The following is a 22,587-nucleotide window of genomic DNA, read 5'->3' as shown; positions in this document are numbered from 1 at the left end:
GGTGAGGGAATCGATAGAAATTTACAACGGAGAGCGGCCTCACCAGTCGCTAAAATATAAAACGCCCGATGCGGTGCATCAGGCGTTTTACAGGCATAAAAGTGTCAACCTATGCCAGGACTAGTCACTGTCATTCAGCTCAGGCGACCCGGCGCGCGAAATCACGCGGGCGGAAGCCCAACCCGGCCAGCACGCCGAAGTACGCCACCACACCGGCCACCACCACCGCCGCCAGGCGCAGCAAACGCTCCAGCATATTGCCCTGGTCCCAGGCCGGCATCAGCCACATCGCACCGATCAACACCGCCGACATCGCCAGTACGGCGATCACCAACTTGGTGAGGAACAGCGTCCAGCCCGGCTGCGGCTGGAAAATTTTCTGTTTGCGCAGTTGCCAATACAGCAGCGAGGCGTTCAGACAGGCCGCCAAACCGATAGACAGCGCCAGGCCGGCATGTTTCAGCGGGCCGATAAACGCCAGGTTCATCACCTGCGTCATGATCAGCGTAATGATGGCGATCTTGACCGGTGTTTTGATGTCCTGCCGCGAATAAAAGCCCGGCGCCAGCACCTTAACCACGATAAGCCCCATCAGCCCTACCGAGTAAGCCACCAGCGCACGCTGGGTCATCGCCGCGTCAAAGGCACTGAACTTGCCGTACTGGAACAGCGAGACCGTCAACGGCTTGGCCAAAATGCCCAGCGCGATGGCGCTCGGCAGCGCCAGCAGGAAGCACAGGCGCAGCCCCCAGTCCATCAGGCGCGAATACTCGTCATGGTTGCCGCTCGAAAAGCTTTTGGCCAGCGACGGCAACAGGATGGTACCCAAGGCCACGCCCAGCACACCGGAAGGAAACTCCATCAGACGGTCGGCGTAGTACATCCAGGACACCGAACCGGATACCAGGAACGAAGCGAAAATGGTGTTGATGATCAGCGAGATTTGGCTGACCGAGACCCCGAGGATCGCCGGCCCCATCTGACGCATCACGCGCCAGACCCCGGCGTCGCCCAGCTTGAGGCGCGGCAGCACCAGCATGCCAATCTTGCGCAGGTGCGGCAGTTGATAGCCTAGCTGCAGCACGCCCCCCACCACCACCGCCCAGGCCAGCGCCAGCACCGGCGGGTGGAAATACGGGGCGGCGAACAGCGCGAAGCCGATCATGCTGACGTTAAGCAACGTTGGCGCAAAGGCCGGGATCGAGAAACGGTTCCAGGTATTGAGGATCGCCCCCACCAGCGACGCCAGCGAGATCAACAGAATATAAGGGAACGTGATGCGCAGCAGCGCCGACGTCAGGGCAAATTTGTCAGGCGTATCGGTAAAGCCCGGCGCGGTGAGGTAGATAACCCAGGGGGCGGCCAGCATCCCCAACACTGTCACCACCGCCAGCACCAGCGTCAGCAGCCCAGAGACGTAGGCGATAAAAGTGCGCGTCGCCTCTTCACCCTGCTGGCTCTTGTATTCGGCCAGGATCGGCACGAAGGCCTGCGAAAACGCCCCTTCGGCAAAGATACGGCGCAACAGGTTAGGGAGCTTGAACGCCACGAAGAAGGCGTCCGTTGCCATACCGGCCCCGAATACGCGCGCGACGATCGCATCGCGGGCAAAGCCCAACACCCGCGAGAACATCGTCATCGAGCTGACGGCGGCCAAGGATTTGAGTAGGTTCATGTCGTTGTCTGATAGATACCGTAAATATCAACGCCTGCGGCAGCAGGCGTCAGTGAAACAATCGGCTCAGTTTACGCATCCGGAAAAGAATAGCTACCGCCATATGTTACATAGAGTTATCCCGCAGCAAACGCTCGACTACGCGCTGGGCAACCAGTGCCTGTTCACCACCGGTTTCCGGCGCGCTCTGATTGGCAACGGCGCTGAGGAAATGCCGCACCGCCCCGTCGAAACCGCGTTGCACCAGCGTGCTTTGCCAGCCCGGCACCGGCTGTTCCAACTCGCCCTGCGCATCTTCACGCAGCCAGTGACGCATATCGGTCAACTGATACCGCGCGCCATCGGTCACCGCCTGCACGCTTTCGCGCTGGCTGCCGCCGCGGCGATGCATGCTGGTCGTCACCTGCGTGTCTGCGCAGGCGAAATGGTGCTCGGCGTACAGCATTTCGCCGGCGGCGTTGGCCTGCAAACGGCCGCTCAGCAGTTGTTCGCGCCCGCCCGCCAGCCACAGCGCGGTGTCCACCACGTGCAGATAGTCATCCAACAGGGTAAAACGCAGATCGTGCGGGCCAACGCTGTCGGCTCGATGTTTATCCATGCGAATCGAAGCCGGCTGGTTCATTTGCTGTTTAAGCTGCCGGTAAAGCGGCGCGAATCGGCGGTTGAACCCCACCATCAACGCCTTGCCCCGCCGCTCGGCCAGCTCGAGCAACTGCTCGCCCTGCTCCAGCGTTTCCGCCAACGGCTTATCGACGTAGACGTGCACGCCGCGGTTAAGCAACTCGCCGATCACCGAAAAATGGCTGGCGGTGCTGCTGTGAACAAAGACCGCGTCGCACTGTTCGGCCAGGCTGTCCAGACGGGGGAAACAGGCCATGCGGTAGCTGTCGCACAGCGGCTGCGCTTTTTGCTGATTGGGCGAGAAACCGCCGACCAGCGTCCAGTCGGTCGCCTGCCCGAGGATTGGCAGATAAGCCTTCTGCGCGATGCTGCCCAATCCCACCACGCCCACGCGTAATTTAGTCATTCGTTTCCCTCGCCAACAGCTGTTGTACCTGCCGTTTCAGCTCCGCCACCTGGTTTTCCAACGCGCTAACCCTGGCGCTCAGTTCGCCGCCGTCCTCCTCTGATTCGAACACCGGCGGCGCCTCATCAATCTGGCCGCTGAACAGATGCATAAAGCGGCTTTCACGCTTGCCCGGCTCGCGCGCCAGGCGCACCACGAACGGGCCATCGTCGCGCGTGGCCAGCTGTTGCAGCACCTGTTCGACCTCGCTGACGTCGCTGAACTCGTGCATCCGGTTGGTGCGGGTGCGCAGCTCTCCCGGCGTTTGCGCGCCGCGCAGCAACAAGGTGGCGATCACCGCCAGTTCGGCCGGCGAGAGTTTCAGTTGGCCAAATTCGGAGTTGCAAAACCGCTGTTCGTATTTCACCACTCGGTTGCCGAACCCGCTGAGGGTGCGCAGGAAATGTTTGCGCAGCAACAGATCGAGCAATTGCTGCACCTCGCCTTCGCTCAGATCCATCACCGGCTCACGGTTGGTTTTTTGGTTGCATGCCAGGGTGATGGCGTTAAGCGAAAGCGGGTATTGGTCCGGCGTGGTGACCTGTTTTTCCAACAGGCAGCCGATAACCCTGGCCTCTTTGGCGTTCAATTCATATTTCATCGTTTGGCCTCAACGTGGGGCTAGCCACTCTTTATTGGTGTATGCCGTCAAAACATGGTCTTGCCACTTGCCGTCAATCAGCAGGTAATCTTTGGCATAACCTTCGCGTTCGAATCCCAGGCGGGTCAGCAGCGCGCCGCTGCGCTGGTTGTGCGGCATATAGTTGGCCATGATGCGGTGCATGCGCTGTTGGCGCAGCATATAGCGGATGGCAGACTGCAGGGCCTCGAACATCAGCCCTTGCCCCTGCCATTTCTCCCCCAGCGAGTAGCCGAGGAAACAGGCATGAAACGAACCGCGCAGCACGTTGCTGAAGTTCGCCACGCCGCGCACTTCCTGCTCCTGCGGATCGAGCAGGATAAAATAGTAGGCGCTGCCCTGCTTTTGCATTTCGGTGATCATCCCGAGGCGCGCCTGCCAGCCGGAAGGATAACAGTGGCTTTCGTCGCGCACCGGCTCCCAGGGTTTGAGGAAGGCCCGGTTCTCGGCATAATAGTCCGCCAGGCGATAGGCATCCCGTTCATGCACTAAACGGACCACCATCCGGTCGGTAGTAAGACTTACTTTTGGCGATGCAGAGCGGTAGCCGAACATCATTTCCCCCGCAGTCAAAACGGTTCGATAAGAAGTATTTATTAGGAAGCCGTGCAGATCATTATCCTGTGCCGATCTTATGCCATGGTTTTCTGGAGCCAACAGCGCTGCCGGACCGCACTTCCCTGCATTCAATATAACCGTAGCCCGCCCCCGAGGTAAAATCCCGGCCGCTCAGTAAATCGCCGAATGCGCGCTTTACGGCGTTTTTCCGCCAATTTTGCAGTTCAGGTAACACCTTGACGATAAAAAAATATTATCTACGTCGCCTCTGTCGCCGTCCGGGAATTGGGTAGAGAATGGAGGGGTTGTCTCCCCCTCTTTCTTAATTGCTCATGGTGAAGCATGTCTCTGGTGTCGCAAGCGCGCAGCTTGGGTAAATATTTTCTGTTGCTCGACAACCTGCTGGTAGTGTTAGGCTTCTTTGTCGTCTTTCCGCTTATTTCGATTCGCTTCGTCGATCAGCTGGGATGGGCGGCGCTGCTGGTCGGCATCGCGTTGGGGTTGCGCCAGCTGTTGCAACAAGGGCTCGGCATCTTTGGCGGCGCCATCGCCGATCGCTTCGGCGCCAAACCGATGATCGTCACCGGCATGTTGTTGCGCGCCGCCGGATTCGCCACCATGGCGATGGCCGATGAACCCTGGATCCTGTGGTTCTCCTGCGCGCTTTCCGCCCTCGGGGGCACCTTGTTCGATCCGCCACGCACCGCACTGGTAATCAAGCTGACTCGCCCGCATGAACGCGGCCGCTTTTTCTCGCTGCTGATGATGCAGGACAGCGCCGGCGCGGTGATCGGCGCGCTGATCGGCAGTTGGCTGCTGCAGTACGATTTCCACTTTGTCTGCTGGGTCGGGGCGGCGATCTTCGTGCTGGCCGCCGGTTGGAACGCCTGGTTGCTGCCGGCCTATCGCATCTCCACCGTGCGCGTGCCGATGAAAGAAGGCATGCTGCGGGTTCTGCGCGACCGGCATTTCCTCACCTATGTGCTGACGCTGACCGGCTACTACATGTTGGCGGTGCAGGTGATGCTGATGCTGCCGATCGTCGTCAACGAAATCGCCGGCTCACCGGCGGCGGTGAAATGGATGTATGCTATCGAAGCGGCGCTGTCGCTGTCACTGCTCTACCCGCTGGCGCGCTGGGGAGAAAAACATTTCCGGCTTGAGCAGCGGCTGATGGCGGGCTTGTTGCTGATGACGCTGAGCCTGCTGCCGATCGGCCTCGCCACCACTCTGCAGGGGCTGTTCATTCTGATCTGCTGTTTCTATCTGGGTTCGATCATCGCCGAGCCGGCGCGCGAAACGCTGAGCGCTTCGCTGGCCGATCCGCGTGCGCGCGGTAGCTACATGGGGTTCAGCCGTCTTGGCCTGGCGCTGGGCGGTGCGTTGGGCTATACCGGCGGCGGCTGGATGTACGATACCGGGCGGGCGATGAACATGCCGGAGCTGCCCTGGTTGCTGCTCGGCGCGGTGGGTTTCGCCACGCTGCTGGCGCTGTACTGGCAATTCAACCCACGGCGCAGCGCGTCGGTGATGCTGCGCGGCGGTTAACGGCAGAGAAATCCGGCCGAATCGGCCGTAGCTGCTATCCTGTTAGTAAAAACACCCACAGGAGCCCGTCGGCATGAATGAAGAATCGAAGTTATCGGAACTGCTTGAGCATATGATATTGAACTTGCGCATGATCTATGCGCGTTCAACCATGGTAGAAAAGGCATTGGCGCACATCCTCGCCGGTGACACAGGCCTGAAGAACGACATAATCAAACAGCTGCAAGTCGTTTCCGCCACCACCGAGCGTGACAAAATCGATCTGGAAGCCGCCCGCATTCATCTGATCGATGTCATCAATTCAGTACCGGCCAAGAAATAACGCCTCTCGCCCGTGCCCTTGCGCGGGCATATGTCGCAATAACGCACCATCCAGCACACACGCTTCAAGACAGCCTCGATAAGCTGTGGTAACTATTGCACTTAAAACCTGACACCCGGAGCAAGCATGAAACTGTTTATTTACGATCATTGCCCATTCTGCGTTAAAGCCCGCATGATTTTCGGCCTGAAACACCTGCCGATTCGCCTGGTCACGTTGCTCAACGACGATGAGACGACCCCGTTCAACCTGATCGGCCAAAAAATGGCGCCGATTCTGATCAAAGACAACGGCGAAGCCATGCCGGAAAGCCTGGATATCGTACGCTATGTCGATGGCCTGGACGGCAAGCGGGTGCTGACCGGCAGTACCAACCCGGCCATCGCCGAGTGGCTGCAGCGGGTTGGCGGCTACAGCGCGCAACTGCTGCTGCCACGCTTCGCACACGCCGATTTCGAAGAGTTCGCCACCGACAACGCCCGCCGCTACTTTATCGACAAAAAGCAGGCAGCTATCGGCAACTTTGCCGAACATCTCGCCAACAGCGCCGATCTGATCGCCAAGTTGGAAACTGACCTGCAAGCGCTGTCTCCGCTGATCGTCTCCGCCGAAGCGGTAAATGGCGAGCTGTCCGAAGACGATATTCATCTGTTCCCGCTGCTGCGTTCGTTGTCGATCGTCGCCGGGGTGGCGCTGCCGGACAACGTGGAAGCCTATCGCAACCGCATGGCGCAGCGCTGCGAGGTACCGTTGCTGCTGGATATGGAACAATAACCGTCGCGAGTGACAAATAAGGATATGGCGTACTGATGCTGAAAATGGTGCTGGCTACCGCTCGCGATCGGGCGCGGCTGAAGGAAATAACCTCCGTTCTGATTCGTTACGGCCTACAAGACGTGCTGCGCCTGCTGGGCCTGGATGCCTTGTTGCGCGGCGTCCGCGGTGGCTCCGCCCCGCAGGATGCGCAAACCCTGCCTGAACGGCTGCGCGAAGCGCTCGAGGCGCTGGGCCCCACCTTCGTCAAATTCGGCCAGATCCTGGCCACGCGTTCGGATCTGCTGGATCCGGCCTGGACCGACGAACTGGATCGCCTGCACAGCCAGGCCGCGGTGTTGCCGTGGGAAACGCTGGCGCCGCAAATCATCGCCGATCTGGGCGGTGAACCCGAGCAGCGGTTTGCCGCATTCGATCGCACACCGCTGGCCGCGGCATCGATGGCGCAAATCTACCGCGCGCGCCTGCACAGCGGCGAACAGGTGGTGGTCAAAGTGCTGCGGCCCGGTCTGGCGAAAACCATCCACGCCGATCTGCGGCTGCTGGCCTCGTTGGCGGAGACCGTGGAGCAACAAAGCCCGGCGCTGGCGCGCTATCGGCCACGGCAGATGATCAGAGCGCTGGCCACGGCGCTCAATCACGAACTGGATTTGACCCATGAAGGGCATAACTGCGACCGCGTTGCCGGGATGTTCGCGCGTCAACCCGACGTGGTAGTGCCAAAAATCTATTGGCACTACTCTTCTCCCCGCCTGTTAGTGCAGGAATACTTGCCCGGCACCGCGCCGGAAAGCCCTGAACAGCTGGCGGCGGCGGGCTTTGACGGCCCGCTGCTGGCGCAACGCGGCGCCCGTGCCTTTATGAGCATGGTGCTGGAGCATCGGCTGTATCACGCCGATCCGCACCCCGGCAACGTCATGGCGCTGAGCGGTGACCGCGTCGGCTTTATCGACTTCGGCATGGTGGGCCAGCTGTCCGAGCGGCGGCGCAACCAGTTGCTCCTGCTGCTGCAGGCCATCGCCGATCGCCAGTCCGAAGGCATCGTCAACACGCTGATTGCCTGGTCAGACAGCGAACCGCTTGATCTGATGGATCTGGAGCTGGCGGCGCAAAACTTTCTCGACAAACAGGCCGCCACCACCCTGACGCTGGGTAAAGCCCTGACCGACCTGCTGGTGATGGCGCGTGAACACCAGTTGGCGCTGCCGCCCGATCTGGTGCTGCTGTTCAAGGCATTAATCACCGCCGACGGCGTGCTGCACCGGTTGGATCCGGCCTTCGACATCGTCGCCACGCTCAAACCGATGCTGCAGCAAACGGTGCTGCGGCGCTATGCTCCCGACGCCGTGCGCCAGCGGCTGTTGGCCCTGGGCGGGGAGGCGCTCGATGCTGGCGAGGAGCTACCGCAAACCCTGCGGCTGTTGGTGCGCCGCCTAAAACGCGGGCAGCTCAATGCCGAGATCAACGTCAAGAACCTCGGCCAATTGAGCAAAGCGCTGGAGCGCGCCGCCGTCACTCTGGCCATCGCCATCGTCACCGCCGCGTTTGCTCTGGGGCTGGCGCCTTATCTGATGCATTCGTCGCTGCGGCTATGGGGCGTTCCGCTGTTCCCGCTGCTCGGGGGCACAGCCTGCCTGGCCGGGGTGATTCTCTTGGCGTGGCGCCTGCGCCGCTGACGCTTTCAGCGTTATCCGATAGGTCTCGCCCGCTTTTGCGCGCACTATCCTCTGCACATCGCCGCCTGCCGTTTTCACGTGCAGGCGGAAGGTTTATAATGATTAATCAATTATCTGCAGCACTTTTCGCCAGCAGTCGCAATGAGGCATGAATGAAGAAGATCCTGATGGGCGCAGCCGCCCTGCTGTTCGCCGGCGTATTGGCCGGTTGCAATCAACTGACCCAGTACACCCTGAGCGAGCAGGGAGTGAATGATTACCTGCAGAAACATAACGACTATCAGAAGCAGATCGGCGTGCCCGGCCTGGTGGACGCCAACATCGTGCTGACTCAGCTGCAAAGCCAGATCGGCCGCAGCGAACCGGGTAAAGTCACCCTTTCCGGCGACGCCAAGGTTAACATCACGTCGATTCTCGGCCCGCAGGCGGCGGACCTGAAGCTGACGCTGAAAGCGCAGCCGGTTTACGACCGGGCCCAGGGCGCCATTTACCTGAAGGATATGGAGTTGACCGATTACAGCGTGCAGCCGGAAAAAATGCAGACGGTGATGAAAGCGCTGGCACCATATCTGAACCAGTCGCTGAAAGCCTACTTTGACCAGAAGCCGGCTTATGTGCTGAATCCTGACAACAGCAAAACCGAAGCGCTGGCGAAAAAACTGGCGAAGGGATTGGAAGTGAAGCCGGGTGAGTTGGTGATCCCGTTTAGCGACTGACCGCGTCTTGATGTATCAAGCCCGCCGATCGGCGGGCTTTTTATTGCGGGAAAGTATTACTGCGGCGCACTGTAGGCGATCTCGCCGGTATTGCAATTGAGCGTCACGTTGTAGGTTTTATCCACCTTGGTGCCACGCACCGTCAGCGGCACCTGCCACACCTGATCCTTGCCGCTGATGGCATCCGGGCTAACCCAGGCGATCGGGGTTGCGGTACCCAGCAGCTGTTTGTCCGCCTCCCAGCGCGTGATACGGTTCTGCAAGAAATCACGCTTGACCTGAGCGGCAATATCCGCCGGTTGCAGACCGGCACACTGCCCCACCTTCGCGGTGCGTTGCTCTTGATCCTGCGCCCACACCGCAGTCGATGCTCCCATCATGGCCAACAAGGCGATAGCCAAACCCGTTTTTTTCATATGTCCTCCCGTTGTGATTAGCGCTATCCGAGCGCCCATCCCTGGCTCACAACAGGGCTTTGGCACAGGATTACCGTTTGACGAACTCGATGACAAACAGCGCATCCAGACCCGGATAGATTTCCTTGATCACCTGCTTCAGTTCGCCGAGCGACATGTTTTCCTGCCTGGCGTGGCGTTCGGTCAGCGCATCCAGACGCACCGGCGTGACCGACAGCACTTCGATAAGGCAGAAAAATACGCCGTCTTCATTGCGGCTTACGCGCAATACCTCGCCCCGTTCGAAGTGCGACTCACTGGCATCCCGAATGGTGATGGTTTTGCGCCCGGCCAGAATGTCTTGCTCAAAGCGGCTGAAGAAAGTTATTTCACGGCTCATTTTAGATCCTTTTTCATCACAACACCGCAACATAAGCCATTATGCCGCTTGCTTTTCTGACGCAGATCCCTCTTTTGAGTTAGAGCCTGCTTTTTTCGCTTTCGCTTCCGCCGGTTTTTTGCCGGTTTCCGCCGGCGATGCGCCGCGCAGAATCAGACCCAGCGCGTCCTTATTCTCTGCCAGGAAGAAGCTCAGCCCTTCGCGCTGTTCGTCGTCCAGATTCAGCGGCGCCTGCTGCAGCCACTCTCCGAGGTTATCCGCCAGATCCAGCATTTTGTCGTAGGCGTCGGCTTCTTTCTTGCTCGCGAAAGTCATTTTTTCCTCACCGTTTCTCACCACCACATATTTAACTTCAACCGCCATGCGTGCGTCCTCAAATACTCAAACAACTGTAATTATATACAGTATAAATAGATAGTGGCGGGAAGGCAAACCGCCGCCCGCCTTCGGCTTATTTCAGCAGCCGCACCTTGCAGCTTTTGCCTTTGATTTTGCCCTGTTGCAACTGTTGCAGCGCCTTGCGCGCGCTGGCCTTGCGGATCGCGACGTAGGCATGCACCGGGAACATGTCGATCTTGCCCACTTCCGCCGCCGTCAGCCCGGCATCGCCAGTCAGCGCCCCGAGGATATCGCCGGGGCGGATCTTCGCCTTGCGGCCGCCGTCGATGCACAGCGTCACCATCTCCGCCTCCAGCGCGCCGTTGCCCGCCCCGCTCAGCTCGGATACCGGTGACCAGTCGATGGTCATCTGCAGGTAATCTTCAATCGCGTGCGCCCGCGCCATTTCCTGCGGCGTGCACAGGCTGACCGCCAGCCCGCTCATGCCGGCACGGCCGGTTCGGCCAATGCGGTGCACATGCACTTCGGGATCGAACGCCAGTTCGTAGTTCACCACCAGCTCCAGCTCTTTGATATCCAACCCGCGCGCGGCGACGTCGGTCGCCACCAACACCCGGCAACTGCGGTTGGCGAAACGCACCAACACCTGGTCGCGGTCACGCTGCTCCAGGTCGCCATGCAGCGCCAGTGCACTGATGCCACGGGCTTCCAGGGCCTCAAGCACCGTCTGACAATCGCGTTTGGTATTGCAGAACACCACGCAGGACGCGGGTTGATGATAACGAATGGCCGACACCAGCAGCGCCGGGCGCTGATCGCGCGTGGTCTCATAGAAGCGTTGTTCGATGGTGGCCTGCGCTTCGCCCTCATCCACCTCGACGCTCAGCGGCTGGCGCTGAACGCGCTCGCTGATGCGTTCGATGCCGGCCGGGTAGGTGGCGGAAAACAGCAGCGTCTGACGCTGTGGCGGCGTGTAGCTGATCACATCGTCGATGTCGTCGGCGAAGCCCATGTCCAGCATGCGGTCGGCCTCATCCAGCACCAACACCTTCAGGTCGTCGAGCAGCAGCGTTTTCTTGCGCAGGTGCTCCTGAATGCGGCCCGGCGTGCCCACCACGATATGCGGCGCATGCACCAGCGAATCGAGCTGTGGCCCCATCGGTTGGCCGCCGCACAGCGTCAGGATTTTGATGTTCTGCGTGAAGCGCGCCAGGCGGCGCAGCTCTTTGCTCACCTGATCGGCCAGCTCGCGGGTGGGACAGAGCACCAGCGCCTGTGTGGCCACCTGAGCAACGACGATATTATTCAGCAAACCAATGCCGAACGCCGCCGTTTTACCGCTACCGGTTTTCGCCTTGGCACGCACGTCTCGCCCTTGCAGGATGGCGGGCAACGCGGCGGCCTGCACCGGCGTCATTTTGGCGTACCCCAGTTCGTTGAGGTTGGCCAACTGTTCGGCTGGCAGAGGCAGGGAAGAAAAAGAAACTGTGCTCACGGCGATAACTCTTATATGACGAATGGAATGGCGGCGCGCCCGCAGGCTGGCGCCGAATCAGCGGTAAATGATAACAGAGATGGGCGGCATTACGGCCTGCGGGCATAAAAAAACCCGCCGGCGGCGGGTTTCTTGGCGGCTCAGTCGTTAAATGGCAACGACGTTGGCGGCGGCTGGGCCACGTTGGCTGTCCTGGATGGAGAACTCAACCTGCTGGCCTTCAGCCAGGGTCTTGAAACCATCGCTAACGATAGCGGAAAAATGAACGAAAACGTCTTTAGAGCCGTCGGCAGGCGTGATGAAGCCGAAACCCTTGCTTTCGTTGAACCATTTAACGTGACCAGTGATCTTGCTCATTTGTGTTTCCTTTACTTGATAAACCTGCCTTGACGGCACGAGACGCGAAAACCCTACTATATACAGGCCTTCTTTCGCCGTCGCTTATTAACGCACAATCGCCCATACAGGGCAAATATTTCTGCTTGTTATAAAAACAGTAAGTTAGCAACAAACTTGGCGTGGTGGCTGTGCACGCAATCGTTTTCGTATATACTGCCCGCCGATCATCAATCCGCTTACTTTCACCGATCCAGGTACGAAACTATGTTAACGATTGGAACCGCCCTGCGCCCTTCCGCCACCCGCGTTATGCTGCTCGGCTCCGGGGAGCTGGGTAAAGAAGTCGCCATTGAATGCCAGCGCCTCGGTCTGGAAGTGATTGCCGTCGATCGCTATCCCGACGCCCCCGCCATGCATGTGGCGCACCGCAGTCACGTCATCAATATGCTGGACGGTGACGCGCTGAAAGCCGTTATCGAACAAGAGCGGCCGGACTATATCGTTCCCGAAATCGAAGCGATCGCCACCGCCATGCTGGTCGAACTTGAACGCCAGGGCCACCGCGTGGTGCCCTGCGCCGAAGCCACCCGCCTGACGATGAACCGTGAAGGCATCCGCCGCCTGGCGGCGGAAGAGCTTGGCCTGCCCACCTCCAGCTATCGCTTTGCCGACAGCGAAGCGACTTTTCGGCAGGCGGTCGAACACATCGGCTACCCGTGCATCGTCAAACCGGTAATGAGTTCTTCCGGCAAGGGGCAAAGCCTGATCCGCACGCCTGAACAACTGCAAAGCGCCTGGGATTACGCCCAACAGGGCGGCCGCGCCGGCGGCGGCCGGGTGATCGTCGAAGGGCTGGTGAGATTTGATTTTGAAATTACGCTGCTGACCATCAGCGCCGTGGACGGCGTGCATTTCTGCGAGCCGATCGGCCATCGTCAAGAGGATGGGGACTATCGCGAATCCTGGCAGCCGCAGCGCATGTCGGCCACGGCGCTGAGCCGGGCTCAGGCTATTGCGGAGAACGTGGTGAAGGCCCTGGGCGGTTTCGGCCTGTTCGGCGTGGAGCTGTTCGTCTGTGGCGACGACGTGATCTTCAGCGAGGTGTCGCCGCGCCCGCACGATACCGGCATGGTGACGCTGATTTCACAGGATCTGTCCGAGTTCGCTCTGCACGTTCGCGCGTTTCTCGGCTTGCCGATCGGCGCCATCCGCCAGTTCGGCCCTTCCGCTTCGGCAGTGATCCTGCCACGGCTCTCCAGCAGCGACGTGCGCTTCAGCGGATTGGAAAATGCCCTGCGCGGGCACAACCAGCTGCGCCTGTTCGGCAAACCGGAGATCGCCGGGCAGCGTCGTCTGGGCGTGGCGCTGGCGACGGCAGATACGACGGAACAGGCGGTAGAGCTGGCGAAACAGGCCGCCGCCGCCGTGGCGGTCAACGGCTGAAACTGACGGGGCCGCTTACGCGGCCCCGATAACATCAATAGTCTTCATCTTCTTCAGCATCGTCATCCCGCGACGCCTCCGGTGCGGCATCATGCGGCTCGTCTTCATCATCGTCATCGAACAGCACCGCCACCTGGGCGCCCTGATGCTTCTCACGAATTTCCTGCGCAACGCGAGCAATGGCTTCACCGCTGCTCATGCCCTGCTCCATCAGCTGATGGATACGATCCGCCGCTTCCTGCTGCTCCGCGTGACTCAGTAATGGCATACCTGCATGCATGTGTCGTTCTCTCCGGCAAAAGGGAGAAGGAGTATACGCGCTAACGCGACGGATCCCAATGCCTTGTGCCTCAGGCCGGTTGCGAACAGCCGTTATCGCTGCGCCACTGCTTCAGGCGATGCCGCCACAGCATCACATGCCACCCCTGCTTCACGCCGCGCGCATTGGCGAACATCGCTCTGTCGATGCCGCGCTGATAGAACTCTTCGGTAATCTGATTCTGGGCGACCGAATCCGGTTCACGGCGAATGCTGTGGCAAATGCCCAGCGCTTCACGGGTGATTTGCCAATGGAAAGCCGGACGAATGGCAATGCTGCCGGCATAGCGCAGATTGAGCCGCTCCAGCATTTCGACGATTTTCATATAGTGGCGTTGATAATCCACGTTTGCTTTGCCGGTGCGGCGACGATGACTGATCGACTTGTCGTGTACCCGTTGACGGTACAGCGGCGTGCTTAAATACTTGACTCGTTGGGCATTAAACATCACCTCGGTCGTCCAGGGAATATCCTGATGATGTAACCCCGGTTCAAAATAAAGCCGATGCTGGCGGATAAAATCGCGACGATATATCGCCAACCATACAACGTGAATAAATTTTCTCGATTTCAGCGCGCGTTCGAACCACTGTACGCCGGTGATAACGTCAGTGCTCTGTAAACGTGCCTCGGGAAAAATCGGCTGTAATTCGTCTTCTCTGGCGAAATAGCGCTCGCCGTTGCATTGCATCACGTCTAATTGGTGCCTTTCCGCCTGTTCCAGCAGCGTGGAATACATGTCCGGCGCCAGCAGGTCGTCGGCGTCGGGAAACGCCACGTATTTGCCCCGGGCAACGGCGAGCCCGGCATTACGTGCGTTAGAAACGCCGGCGTTGGCCTGGTCGATGACCCGAATATGCGGATGCGCAGCCGCGTAACGGTGCGCGGTCTCCCCTGAACCGTCGGTAGAACCATCGTTGACGATGATCACCTCCAGGCGTTGCTCGCGTTGGGCCAGCAACGAAGCCAGGAAAGGCTCTAATAATTCTCCCGCATTGTGCATCGGGACGATGACGCTCAGCATTAACGACATAGGCAGCTCTTCAATGATAATGTAACAAAATAATAATTTTATTTTTTAAAATAATATCAATCCGCTCAAGGTTCGAGCTGGATATCAATTCAATCAGGCCCCAGCGCCCCGCAATCGCTCAAATAAGATGAATCCTAATTTCTTTCCGCACTTTTGGAAAAACGTTGCGTAATAAGCCGTTAATTTCAAGGCGTGGCCAACAATCAGGCAAAATGCGTCCACCGCCATTTATTTAATAACGGTATGAAACAATATTTTTTTGAAATTAACGAATTACTTTATATATTCCCTGGGTTTTACGCCCTCGATAAAACAGGCTTTAGGTCAATTTTGACGTTAAATTTTTAACATATTCGAAGTGTAGTTAATGGCGCAAAAAATGCCTTATTTATGGTTTATTGAACTGCCGTTTATGTGAACCATGCTGCACGTTGCGCGTGGCGGAACATGCATGCCTCGGCCATCTATGGCACACTAGCGGCCCGATATTGCCATCCCTATAGCCAGGTTTACTGACGTTAATGAGCGTAACCGCCCCGAACCAAAAGGCACTGCCCTATAGCCGCGACGCCCTGATGGCGCTGTTCGCCCCGCTTTCACCCCAACCCTGGGCGATGCTGCTGCACTCCGGGTTTGCCGACCATTCGCATAACCGCTTCGATATTCTGGTCGCGCAGCCGCTCGTCACTCTCACAACCCGTGGCGACACGACCGAGATCAGCAGTGACGGCGTCACAATGCAGTCACATGAAGACCCGTTTGTTCTGCTGCAACAGCGCCTCGCGGCGCAAGACTGGCAACCGTCCTTTAACCCAGACCTGCCGTTTCAGGGCGGCGCCCTGGGGCTGTTTGGCTACGATCTCGGGCGCCGGGTGGAAACCTTGCCGCAGTTGGCCGAGGCCGATCTCACCCTGCCAGACATGGCGGTAGGGATTTACGACTGGACACTGATCGCCGACCACCATCGGCAAACGCTGACGCTGCTCAGTTATGGCGATGTGGAGCAGCGCTGGCGCTGGCTCAATAGCCAAACCGCGCCAACGGAACGTCCTTTCACGCTGCTCGGCGACTGGCGCGCCAATATGACCCGACGGCAATACGGCGAGAAATTCCAACGCATTCAGCACTACCTGCGCAGCGGGGACTGTTACCAAATTAACCTGGCGCAGCGATTCTCTGCCGATTATCAAGGGGATGAATGGCAGGCATTCTGTCGACTGAGCGCCAGCAACCGCGCGCCGTTCTCCGCCTTCCTGCGGCTGCCGCACCACAGCGTGCTGAGCGTCTCTCCCGAGCGCTTCCTGTGGCTTGAGCAGCAGCGCATCCAGACCCGTCCGATCAAAGGCACGCTGCCGCGGTTGGCGGATGCGGAACAAGACGCCGCGCAGGCTCGCCGTTTGGCCGATTCGCCCAAAGATCGCGCGGAAAATCTGATGATCGTCGATCTGCTGCGTAACGATATCGGCCGCGTCGCCCTGCCCGGCAGCGTACGGGTGCCGGAACTGTTCGCCGTGGAGCCGTTCCCGGCGGTGCATCACCTGGTGAGCACCATTACCGCCACCCTGCCGGACCATGCCTCGGCGGCCGAGCTGCTGCGCGCCTGCTTCCCCGGCGGTTCGATCACCGGCGCCCCCAAGGTGCGGGCAATGGAGATCATCGAAGAGCTGGAGCCGCAGCGTCGCAATGCCTATTGCGGCAGCATCGGCTACCTGAGCGCCTGCGGCACCATGGACACCAACATCACCATTCGCACGCTCGTCACCGAAAACGGTCGCATCCACTGCTCCGCCGGCGGCGGAATCGTGGCGGACAGCCAGGAACAGGCGGAATACCAGGAGACCTTCGACAAGGTAGGCCGTATTCTGCCGCAGCTTGGGGAGTGCGCCCTGTCGTGATCCCTTCAAACTCGCCGGCCTCACTGCACGCCTTTATCAGCCGTTTTCAGCTGCAGCTGCCGCAGGCGGCGCAGATCTCGCACAATGTGCGCCCGGCGGCGGTGCTGATCCCGATCGTCTGCCGCGCCGAGCCGACGCTGTTGTTGACCCGCCGCGCCGATTCGCTGCGCAAACATGCCGGCCAGGTAGCCTTCCCCGGCGGTAAAACCGACGCCGAAGACGGATCGGCGATCGTCACGGCGCTGCGGGAAGCACACGAAGAAGTGGCGATACCGCCGCACGCGGTGACCGTACTCGGCCAAATGGCGCCGCTCGACAGCAGCACCGGATTTCAGGTCACGCCTATCGTCGGCCTGATCCCGCCGGATGTGCAGCTCCACGCCAATGAGGACGAAGTGGCGGACGTGTTCGAGATCCCCTTGCGAGAAGCGCTGACCCTGTCGCGTTACTCCCCGCTGGATATTCATCGCGCCGGCCACACGCACCGCATTTACCTCTCCTGGTATCACGGCCAGTTTATCTGGGGGCTGACCGCCGCCATCATTCGCCGCCTGGCGCAACAGGTCAGTATTTAACCCGCATTGCGTGATCTGATTCTCAATCTGGCATGGCCGTCGGCCCTGCGCTGCTGGTAAAGCGATCGAAATCACTTCATTTGATCGCTTTTTCAACTACCGTTCCGATTGAATGGTTTTAAAAAAACTGTAAACCCTCTCTTAAACCTTACGAAATACCTGTAAAATACTACCGTCCGAGATAAACCACTGTAGAAACAGGGATTAAGCCGGCGGCGTTCAGCACGGAAAGCTGGCGCGATTACCGATAATGGAGCTTGGGCAAAAGCGGATACCCCGCTTAAGGGTTTGCCCCGGGTAATCAGTAAAAAAAGCGACACCACGGATTATTTAATTTCATGCGAAAAAGGCAGCCGAACCCGCACGGCCCTTTTACAATATCGCTGTTCCCTGCGCGGTTTTTAACCGCCGCAGCCATAACAATACGTCTCTTTAAGGAGTTTTAGCGTGATTAGCGTTTTCGACATGTTTAAGATCGGCATCGGCCCGTCCAGTTCTCATACGGTTGGACCGATGAAAGCCGGCAAACAGTTTGTCGACGATCTGGTAAATAAAGGCCTGATGCCTTCTATCACGCGTGTTGCCGTAGACGTTTACGGCTCACTCTCATTGACCGGCAAAGGTCACCATACCGATATCGCTATCATTCTCGGCCTGGCCGGCAATATGCCGGACACCGTCGATATCGACAGCATTCCGGGTTTTATCCGCGATGTAGAACAACGTCAACGCCTGATGCTGGCCAGCGGCCTGCATGAAGTCGATTTCCCGCGCGACGGCGGCATGGTCTTCCGCAGCGACAACCTACCACTGCATGAGAACGGCATGCAGATCCACGCCTTCTCCGGCGATAAAGAAGTGTACAGCAAGACCTATTACTCCATCGGCGGCGGTTTCATCGTCGACGAAGAGAACTTCGGCAAGGCCGGCGAGCAAGCGCTGCAAATGCCTTATCCGTTCAACTCCGCGCGCGAAATGCTCGACCACTGCCGCGAGACCGGCCTGTCGCTGTCCGGCATGGTGATGCAGAACGAGCTGGCGCTGCACAGCAAGCAAGAGATCGACACCTATTTCGGCAACGTCTGGCAAACCATGCGCGCCTGTATCGATCGCGGTCTGAACACCGAAGGCGTGCTGCCGGGGCCGCTGCGCGTGCCGCGCCGTGCCTCCGCACTGCGCCGCATGCTGGTGGCGTCGGACAAACTGTCCAGCGATCCGATGAACGTGATCGACTGGGTCAACATGTTTGCGCTGGCGGTGAACGAAGAGAACGCCGCCGGTGGCCGCGTGGTCACCGCGCCGACCAACGGTGCCTGCGGCATCGTGCCGGCAGTGCTGGCGTACTACGATCACTTTATCGAATCCGTCAGCCCCGACATCTACATCCGCTACTTTATGGCGGCGGGCGCCATCGGCGCGCTGTACAAGATGAACGCCTCGATTTCCGGCGCCGAAGTCGGTTGCCAGGGTGAAGTCGGCGTGGCCTGCTCGATGGCGGCGGCCGGCCTGGCCGAACTGCTGGGCGGCAGCCCCGAGCAGGTGTGCGTGGCGGCGGAGATCGGCATGGAACACAACCTGGGTCTGACCTGCGATCCGGTCGCCGGCCAGGTGCAGGTGCCGTGCATCGAGCGCAACGCCATCGCATCGGTCAAGGCGATCAACGCCGCCCGCATGGCCCTGCGCCGCACCAGCGAGCCACGCGTTTCACTGGATAAAGTGATCGAGACCATGTATGAAACCGGCAAAGACATGAACGCCAAGTACCGCGAAACATCACGCGGCGGCCTGGCGATCAAGGTGCAATGCGACTGACAGACAACCCCGCCGCCCGGCGGGGTTTTTTATGGGCAATCAATTTCTTGATCGTCCATTGTGACAATGTCACTCGAAAATATCCTGCATTTTCTCATCGATCCGGCGGTTAGCCTGCAAATTGGCCTTCTGTTTTACCAAACTGAAATAATTTACTGAGTTACCATCAATCTTGTATAACCTCAGACTAGAATTAGCCGAGCGCAACTTAAGGAGCTATGGCCTGACTGTGACTCGGAGCTGGATTACCGAACAAGGATTTACCGGATGTTGATGACCCACCTCGCCGCGTCCCGATACCGTTACTACCGTTGGCTGCTGGCCGGAGCGGTGGGCGTGGCTATTCTGCTGGTATCGCTGTATACCCGTTACTATCAAGAGGTCAAAAGCATCGAGCAGAGCCAGCAGACGCTGGCCACCCGCACCGTCGGCAAGATCAACCAGTTGCTGACCCCGGCGCAGCTGCAGGCGGAACGCAGTATGGAGATGCTGGATCAACCCTGCGAGAACGTGTCATCGACCCTGCGCTTTCGCGCCGCGCAGAACCAGGCGCTGCGCGCCATGCTGCTGGTGAAGAACGGCATTATTTACTGCTCCAGTCTGTTTGGCGCCCGCCATTATCAAATGGCCGCGGTGATGCCCACCCTCGTCAACAGCAACGTCAGGCTGGCGCTGCGCCCTTCGCTGGCGGTGAGCAAAGGTCTGCCCACGCTGGTATTGTGGACGCCATCCCCCGACGATAAGACCAGCGGCGTGCTGCACGTGTTCAATATCGAGCTGCTGTCCAACTTTTTACTTGAGCCTCAGGAGCCCTACGTTCAGCGAATGGTGTTGAACGTCGCCGACAGCAGCCTGGAATATGGCCGTCGCGAAATTCTGAGCCGCGACACCCTGACCAACGATTTGCGTTACACCGCCGGTTCCGCGCTCTATCCGTTCTCCATTTCGCTGTTCGGCCCGCAGATCGGTATGCTGGCGCTTTCCGCATTGCCGCGCCATATTCCGCTTGCGCTATTGATCAGCCTGCTGGCGGCCTATGTGGTCTATCTGCTCACCGCCAACCGCATGAGCCTGTCTTACCACATCGGCCATGCCATCACGCACCGGGAGTTCCGCGTCTACTGCCAGCCGATTATCCACAGCGACACCGAGCGCTGCGCCGGCGTCGAGATGCTGCTGCGATGGAAAAAGAAACGGCAAGGGTGGATCTCGCCTGACGTGTTTATTCCGCTGGCCGAGCAGCATGACTTGATCATTCCGCTCACTCGCTATCTGATGAACACCGTGACGGAAAATCTGCGGCTGTTCCCGCCGCGGCCGTCGTTCTACATCAGCATCAACGTCGCCGCCGAGCATTTTAAAACGCTCAACATCATCGACGATATTCGGCAGATTTGGCTGCCGGCGCAGCCGATGCCTTCGCTGATGCTGGAACTGACCGAACGCACCGCGCTGTCGGCAATTCAGTACGATCAAATCCGCACGCTGAAAGATATGGGCATCATGCTGGCCATCGACGACTTCGGCACCGGCCACAGCTCGCTGAGCTACCTGAAAAACCTCAGCCCGGACGTGTTGAAGATCGATCGCGGGTTTACCGCCGCCATCGGCACCGACGCGGTGAACGCCACGGTGACCGACACCATCATTACGCTGGCGCAGCGACTGAAACTGAAACTGGTGGCCGAGGGGGTGGAAACGGCAGAACAGGCCGACTACCTGCGCTCACGCGAGGTCAATGCCCTGCAGGGGTATTATTTCGCCAAGCCGATGCCGATCCATGTTTTCCCGCTGTGGTTGCAGCAGTACGAATCGCGCGTCAGGAAAGCGGAAGAGGATCCGCCGGAGGCCTGAGCCCCCGGCGGGAGGGTTACGCGTGCGCCGTCTCGTCCGGGGCGACGCGGGTAACGCGCACCAGTTCGATGCGGTATTCGGACACCTCAACGATATCGAAACGCAGGTGGTTCAGCTCGATGGTATCTCCCACCACCGGCATCTGCCCGTAGTGGGCCAACAGCAGCCCCGCCAGGGTGGCGTAATCGGCGGTGGGGCTGACCAGGTCATCGCAGGCCAGCGCCTGCTCCAGAGAGTGCAGATCGGTTCCGCCCTTCACCAGCCAGCCGTCGCCTTCCACCACGATGTCCGGCGTTTCATCCTCGTCCGGGAACTCACCGGCAATCGCTTCCAACACGTCCAGCGGCGTCACCAGCCCCTGAACGACGCCGAACTCGTTGGTGACCACCACCAGACGCCCTTTGGCGCGGCGCAGCACCGCCAGCAGCTTGATGACGTCCATGGTTTCCGGCACCACGATCGGCGGCGTGCGGGCGGCGAACTCGGCGATGTCTTCACCCAGCTCCAACGCCACCAGCAGATCCTTGGCGCGCACCACGCCGACAATCTCATCCACCGAATCACGGCACACCGGGAACAGGCTGTGCGGTGTGTCCAGCAGTTGCTCGCGCACCTCTTCGCGGGAGCGTTCGCAGTCGACCCAGGAGATCTCGGTGCGCGGCGTCATCACGCTGCGCAATGAACGCGAGGCCAGCGTCAGCACGCCGCTGATCATGTAACGTTCTTCCGCCGCAAAGGTTTCATCCCTCGGCAAGACAACCGCGTCATCCGTTTGCTGCGCACGCTGCTGCCCCATCAGGCGCATGATCGCTTCCGCGGTGCGCTCGCGCATCGGGCGACGCGCCTGATGCTTGATGAAGTTGCGCCGTGCGATCTGGTTGAACAATTCAATCAGGATCGAGAAGCCGATCGCCGCATACAGATAGCCTTTAGGAATATGCAACCCGAAGCCTTCTGCGATCAGGCTCAGGCCGATCATCAGCAGGAAGCTCAGGCACAGCACCACGATGGTCGGGTGCGCGTTGACGAAATTGGTCAACGGCTTGGACGCCAGCAGCATCACCGCCATCGCGATCACCACCGCCGCCATCATCACCGGCAGATCGTTCACCATACCCACGGCAGTAATCACCGCATCGAGCGAGAACACCGCGTCGAGGATCACTATCTGCACCACCACCGCCCAGAATTTGGCGTAACCGCGGTTGGCGCCGTCCTGATGCGTCTGCCCTTCCAGCCGTTCATGCAGTTCCATAGTGGCCTTGAACAACAGGAACACCCCGCCGAACAGCAAAATCAAATCGCGGCCGGAGAAGCTGAAATCGGCGACGCTGAACAGCGGCGTGGTCAACGTCACCATCCAGGAGATCACCGACAACAGACCCAAACGCATCAGCAATGCCAGCGACAGGCCGATGATGCGCGCTTTATCACGCTGTTTCGGCGGCAGCTTGTCGGCCAAAATGGCGATGAACACCAGGTTGTCGATGCCCAGCACGATTTCCAGCACCACCAGCGTAAGCAACCCCGCCCAAATAGAGGGGTCCATTAAAAATTCCATGTCAGACTCCAGAGAAAAGCGGGAATGAGCGCACGCCGCTCAGACGTGACGATGCCGTCACTGCATGGGCGCAGTCGACAATAGCAAGATCACGGGATGGGGTTACCGGGAGATGGCCGAAGGGCCGAACAGCATATACAACGCCAGCAGGT

At 59.4% G+C, this 22,587-nt stretch carries 22 protein-coding genes; 10 read left to right on the top strand and 12 right to left on the bottom strand.

Annotation, left to right across the window (positions count from 1 at the left end; genetic code table 11):
- Positions 1 to 139 precede the first annotated feature (139 nt).
- The 4 genes from murJ to rimJ all read right to left on the bottom strand — a co-directional run bounded on the left by murJ (position 140) and on the right by rimJ (position 3,936).
- Positions 140 to 1,675 carry a murein biosynthesis integral membrane protein MurJ gene (gene murJ / locus M6G53_RS12245; RefSeq protein WP_253331772.1) on the bottom strand — a complete coding sequence of 512 codons (1,536 nt, stop codon included), beginning with the start codon at positions 1,673 to 1,675 and terminating at the stop codon, positions 140 to 142.
- Positions 1,676 to 1,781: 106 nt separating this feature from the next.
- Positions 1,782 to 2,702, bottom strand: coding sequence for a Gfo/Idh/MocA family protein (locus tag M6G53_RS12240; protein WP_253331770.1), 921 nt, complete (start codon positions 2,700 to 2,702; stop codon positions 1,782 to 1,784).
- The gene (locus M6G53_RS12235) at positions 2,695 to 3,342 is read right to left on the bottom strand and encodes a YceH family protein (RefSeq protein ID WP_253331768.1); all 648 of its coding nucleotides are present in this window, start codon (positions 3,340 to 3,342) and stop codon (positions 2,695 to 2,697) included. Before M6G53_RS12235 ends, M6G53_RS12240 begins: the two co-directional genes overlap by 8 nt.
- Positions 3,343 to 3,351: 9 nt before the next feature.
- Positions 3,352 to 3,936, bottom strand: coding sequence for a ribosomal protein S5-alanine N-acetyltransferase (gene rimJ / locus M6G53_RS12230; RefSeq protein WP_253331778.1), 585 nt, complete (start codon positions 3,934 to 3,936; stop codon positions 3,352 to 3,354).
- A gap of 345 nt (positions 3,937 to 4,281) precedes the next feature.
- On the opposite strand from rimJ, the gene mdtH reads away from it, so the two are divergent.
- The 5 genes from mdtH (at position 4,282) to M6G53_RS12205 (ending at position 8,975) form a co-directional block, all read left to right on the top strand.
- Positions 4,282 to 5,487: a multidrug efflux MFS transporter MdtH gene (gene mdtH / locus M6G53_RS12225; RefSeq protein ID WP_253331766.1), complete on the top strand. Its 1,206-nt coding sequence runs from the start codon at positions 4,282 to 4,284 to the stop codon at positions 5,485 to 5,487.
- 73 nt (positions 5,488 to 5,560) lie between these two features.
- Positions 5,561 to 5,809: a hypothetical protein gene (locus M6G53_RS12220; protein ID WP_253331764.1), complete on the top strand. Its 249-nt coding sequence runs from the start codon at positions 5,561 to 5,563 to the stop codon at positions 5,807 to 5,809.
- Positions 5,810 to 5,935: 126 nt separating this feature from the next.
- The gene (gene grxB, locus M6G53_RS12215; protein WP_253331762.1) at positions 5,936 to 6,583 is read left to right on the top strand and encodes a glutaredoxin 2; all 648 of its coding nucleotides are present in this window, start codon (positions 5,936 to 5,938) and stop codon (positions 6,581 to 6,583) included.
- Positions 6,584 to 6,618: 35 nt separating this feature from the next.
- Positions 6,619 to 8,259, top strand: a complete 1,641-nt coding sequence (locus tag M6G53_RS12210; RefSeq protein ID WP_253331760.1) for an ABC1 kinase family protein — start codon at positions 6,619 to 6,621, stop codon at positions 8,257 to 8,259.
- A 152-nt stretch (positions 8,260 to 8,411) separates the two neighbouring features.
- Positions 8,412 to 8,975 (top strand): lipoprotein, encoded by a 564-nt coding sequence (locus M6G53_RS12205; protein ID WP_253331757.1) that lies wholly within the window; start codon positions 8,412 to 8,414, stop codon positions 8,973 to 8,975.
- A gap of 56 nt (positions 8,976 to 9,031) precedes the next feature.
- Here M6G53_RS12205 and yebF read toward each other — a convergent pair whose 3' ends face one another.
- From yebF to cspE, 5 genes are all read right to left on the bottom strand, one after another.
- Positions 9,032 to 9,391, bottom strand: coding sequence for a protein YebF (yebF, locus tag M6G53_RS12200; RefSeq protein WP_253331755.1), 360 nt, complete (start codon positions 9,389 to 9,391; stop codon positions 9,032 to 9,034).
- A gap of 70 nt (positions 9,392 to 9,461) precedes the next feature.
- Complete coding sequence (yqfB, locus tag M6G53_RS12195; RefSeq protein ID WP_253331753.1) at positions 9,462 to 9,770, bottom strand: N(4)-acetylcytidine aminohydrolase; 309 nt, start codon at positions 9,768 to 9,770, stop codon at positions 9,462 to 9,464.
- Between the two features lie 39 nt (positions 9,771 to 9,809).
- Entirely contained in the window at positions 9,810 to 10,133 is a 324-nt protein-coding gene (locus tag M6G53_RS12190; RefSeq protein WP_253331751.1) for a YebG family protein, read from the bottom strand.
- An 88-nt stretch (positions 10,134 to 10,221) separates the two neighbouring features.
- Positions 10,222 to 11,604: an ATP-dependent RNA helicase DbpA gene (gene dbpA / locus M6G53_RS12185; protein WP_253331749.1), complete on the bottom strand. Its 1,383-nt coding sequence runs from the start codon at positions 11,602 to 11,604 to the stop codon at positions 10,222 to 10,224.
- Positions 11,605 to 11,751: 147 nt separating this feature from the next.
- Positions 11,752 to 11,961 carry a transcription antiterminator/RNA stability regulator CspE gene (cspE, locus tag M6G53_RS12180; RefSeq protein ID WP_004927572.1) on the bottom strand — a complete coding sequence of 70 codons (210 nt, stop codon included), beginning with the start codon at positions 11,959 to 11,961 and terminating at the stop codon, positions 11,752 to 11,754.
- Positions 11,962 to 12,207: 246 nt separating this feature from the next.
- Between cspE and purT the strand changes: the two genes are divergently transcribed.
- Positions 12,208 to 13,386, top strand: coding sequence for a formate-dependent phosphoribosylglycinamide formyltransferase (purT, locus tag M6G53_RS12175; RefSeq protein ID WP_253331747.1), 1,179 nt, complete (start codon positions 12,208 to 12,210; stop codon positions 13,384 to 13,386).
- Positions 13,387 to 13,420: 34 nt separating this feature from the next.
- Here the strand turns inward: purT and M6G53_RS12170 are convergent, their stop codons facing one another.
- Both M6G53_RS12170 and M6G53_RS12165 read right to left on the bottom strand, forming a co-directional pair.
- A complete protein-coding gene (locus M6G53_RS12170) occupies positions 13,421 to 13,666 on the bottom strand; it encodes a YoaH family protein (RefSeq protein WP_253331745.1) in 246 nt (81 codons plus the stop codon).
- 70 nt (positions 13,667 to 13,736) lie between these two features.
- Positions 13,737 to 14,738, bottom strand: coding sequence for a glycosyltransferase (locus M6G53_RS12165; protein WP_253331743.1), 1,002 nt, complete (start codon positions 14,736 to 14,738; stop codon positions 13,737 to 13,739).
- A gap of 521 nt (positions 14,739 to 15,259) precedes the next feature.
- Here M6G53_RS12165 and pabB point away from each other — a divergent pair.
- The 4 genes from pabB to M6G53_RS12145 all read left to right on the top strand — a co-directional run bounded on the left by pabB (position 15,260) and on the right by M6G53_RS12145 (position 20,874).
- The gene (gene pabB, locus M6G53_RS12160) at positions 15,260 to 16,633 is read left to right on the top strand and encodes an aminodeoxychorismate synthase component 1 (protein WP_253331741.1); all 1,374 of its coding nucleotides are present in this window, start codon (positions 15,260 to 15,262) and stop codon (positions 16,631 to 16,633) included.
- Positions 16,630 to 17,208 (top strand): CoA pyrophosphatase, encoded by a 579-nt coding sequence (locus M6G53_RS12155; RefSeq protein WP_253331739.1) that lies wholly within the window; start codon positions 16,630 to 16,632, stop codon positions 17,206 to 17,208. Before pabB ends, M6G53_RS12155 begins: the two co-directional genes overlap by 4 nt.
- A gap of 447 nt (positions 17,209 to 17,655) precedes the next feature.
- Positions 17,656 to 19,020, top strand: a complete 1,365-nt coding sequence (gene sdaA, locus M6G53_RS12150; protein ID WP_253331737.1) for an L-serine ammonia-lyase — start codon at positions 17,656 to 17,658, stop codon at positions 19,018 to 19,020.
- 267 nt (positions 19,021 to 19,287) lie between these two features.
- The gene (locus tag M6G53_RS12145; protein WP_253331735.1) at positions 19,288 to 20,874 is read left to right on the top strand and encodes an EAL domain-containing protein; all 1,587 of its coding nucleotides are present in this window, start codon (positions 19,288 to 19,290) and stop codon (positions 20,872 to 20,874) included.
- 16 nt (positions 20,875 to 20,890) lie between these two features.
- Here M6G53_RS12145 and M6G53_RS12140 read toward each other — a convergent pair whose 3' ends face one another.
- Positions 20,891 to 22,435, bottom strand: coding sequence for a TerC family protein (locus tag M6G53_RS12140; RefSeq protein WP_253331733.1), 1,545 nt, complete (start codon positions 22,433 to 22,435; stop codon positions 20,891 to 20,893).
- Between the last annotated feature and the right edge of the window lie 152 nt (positions 22,436 to 22,587).

Source organism: Serratia nevei (genome assembly GCF_024160145.1).
Classification (GTDB): domain Bacteria; phylum Pseudomonadota; class Gammaproteobacteria; order Enterobacterales; family Enterobacteriaceae; genus Serratia; species Serratia nevei_A.
The sequence above is the reverse complement of the archived record's forward strand: the minus strand, read 5'-3'. Positions and strand labels throughout refer to the sequence as shown.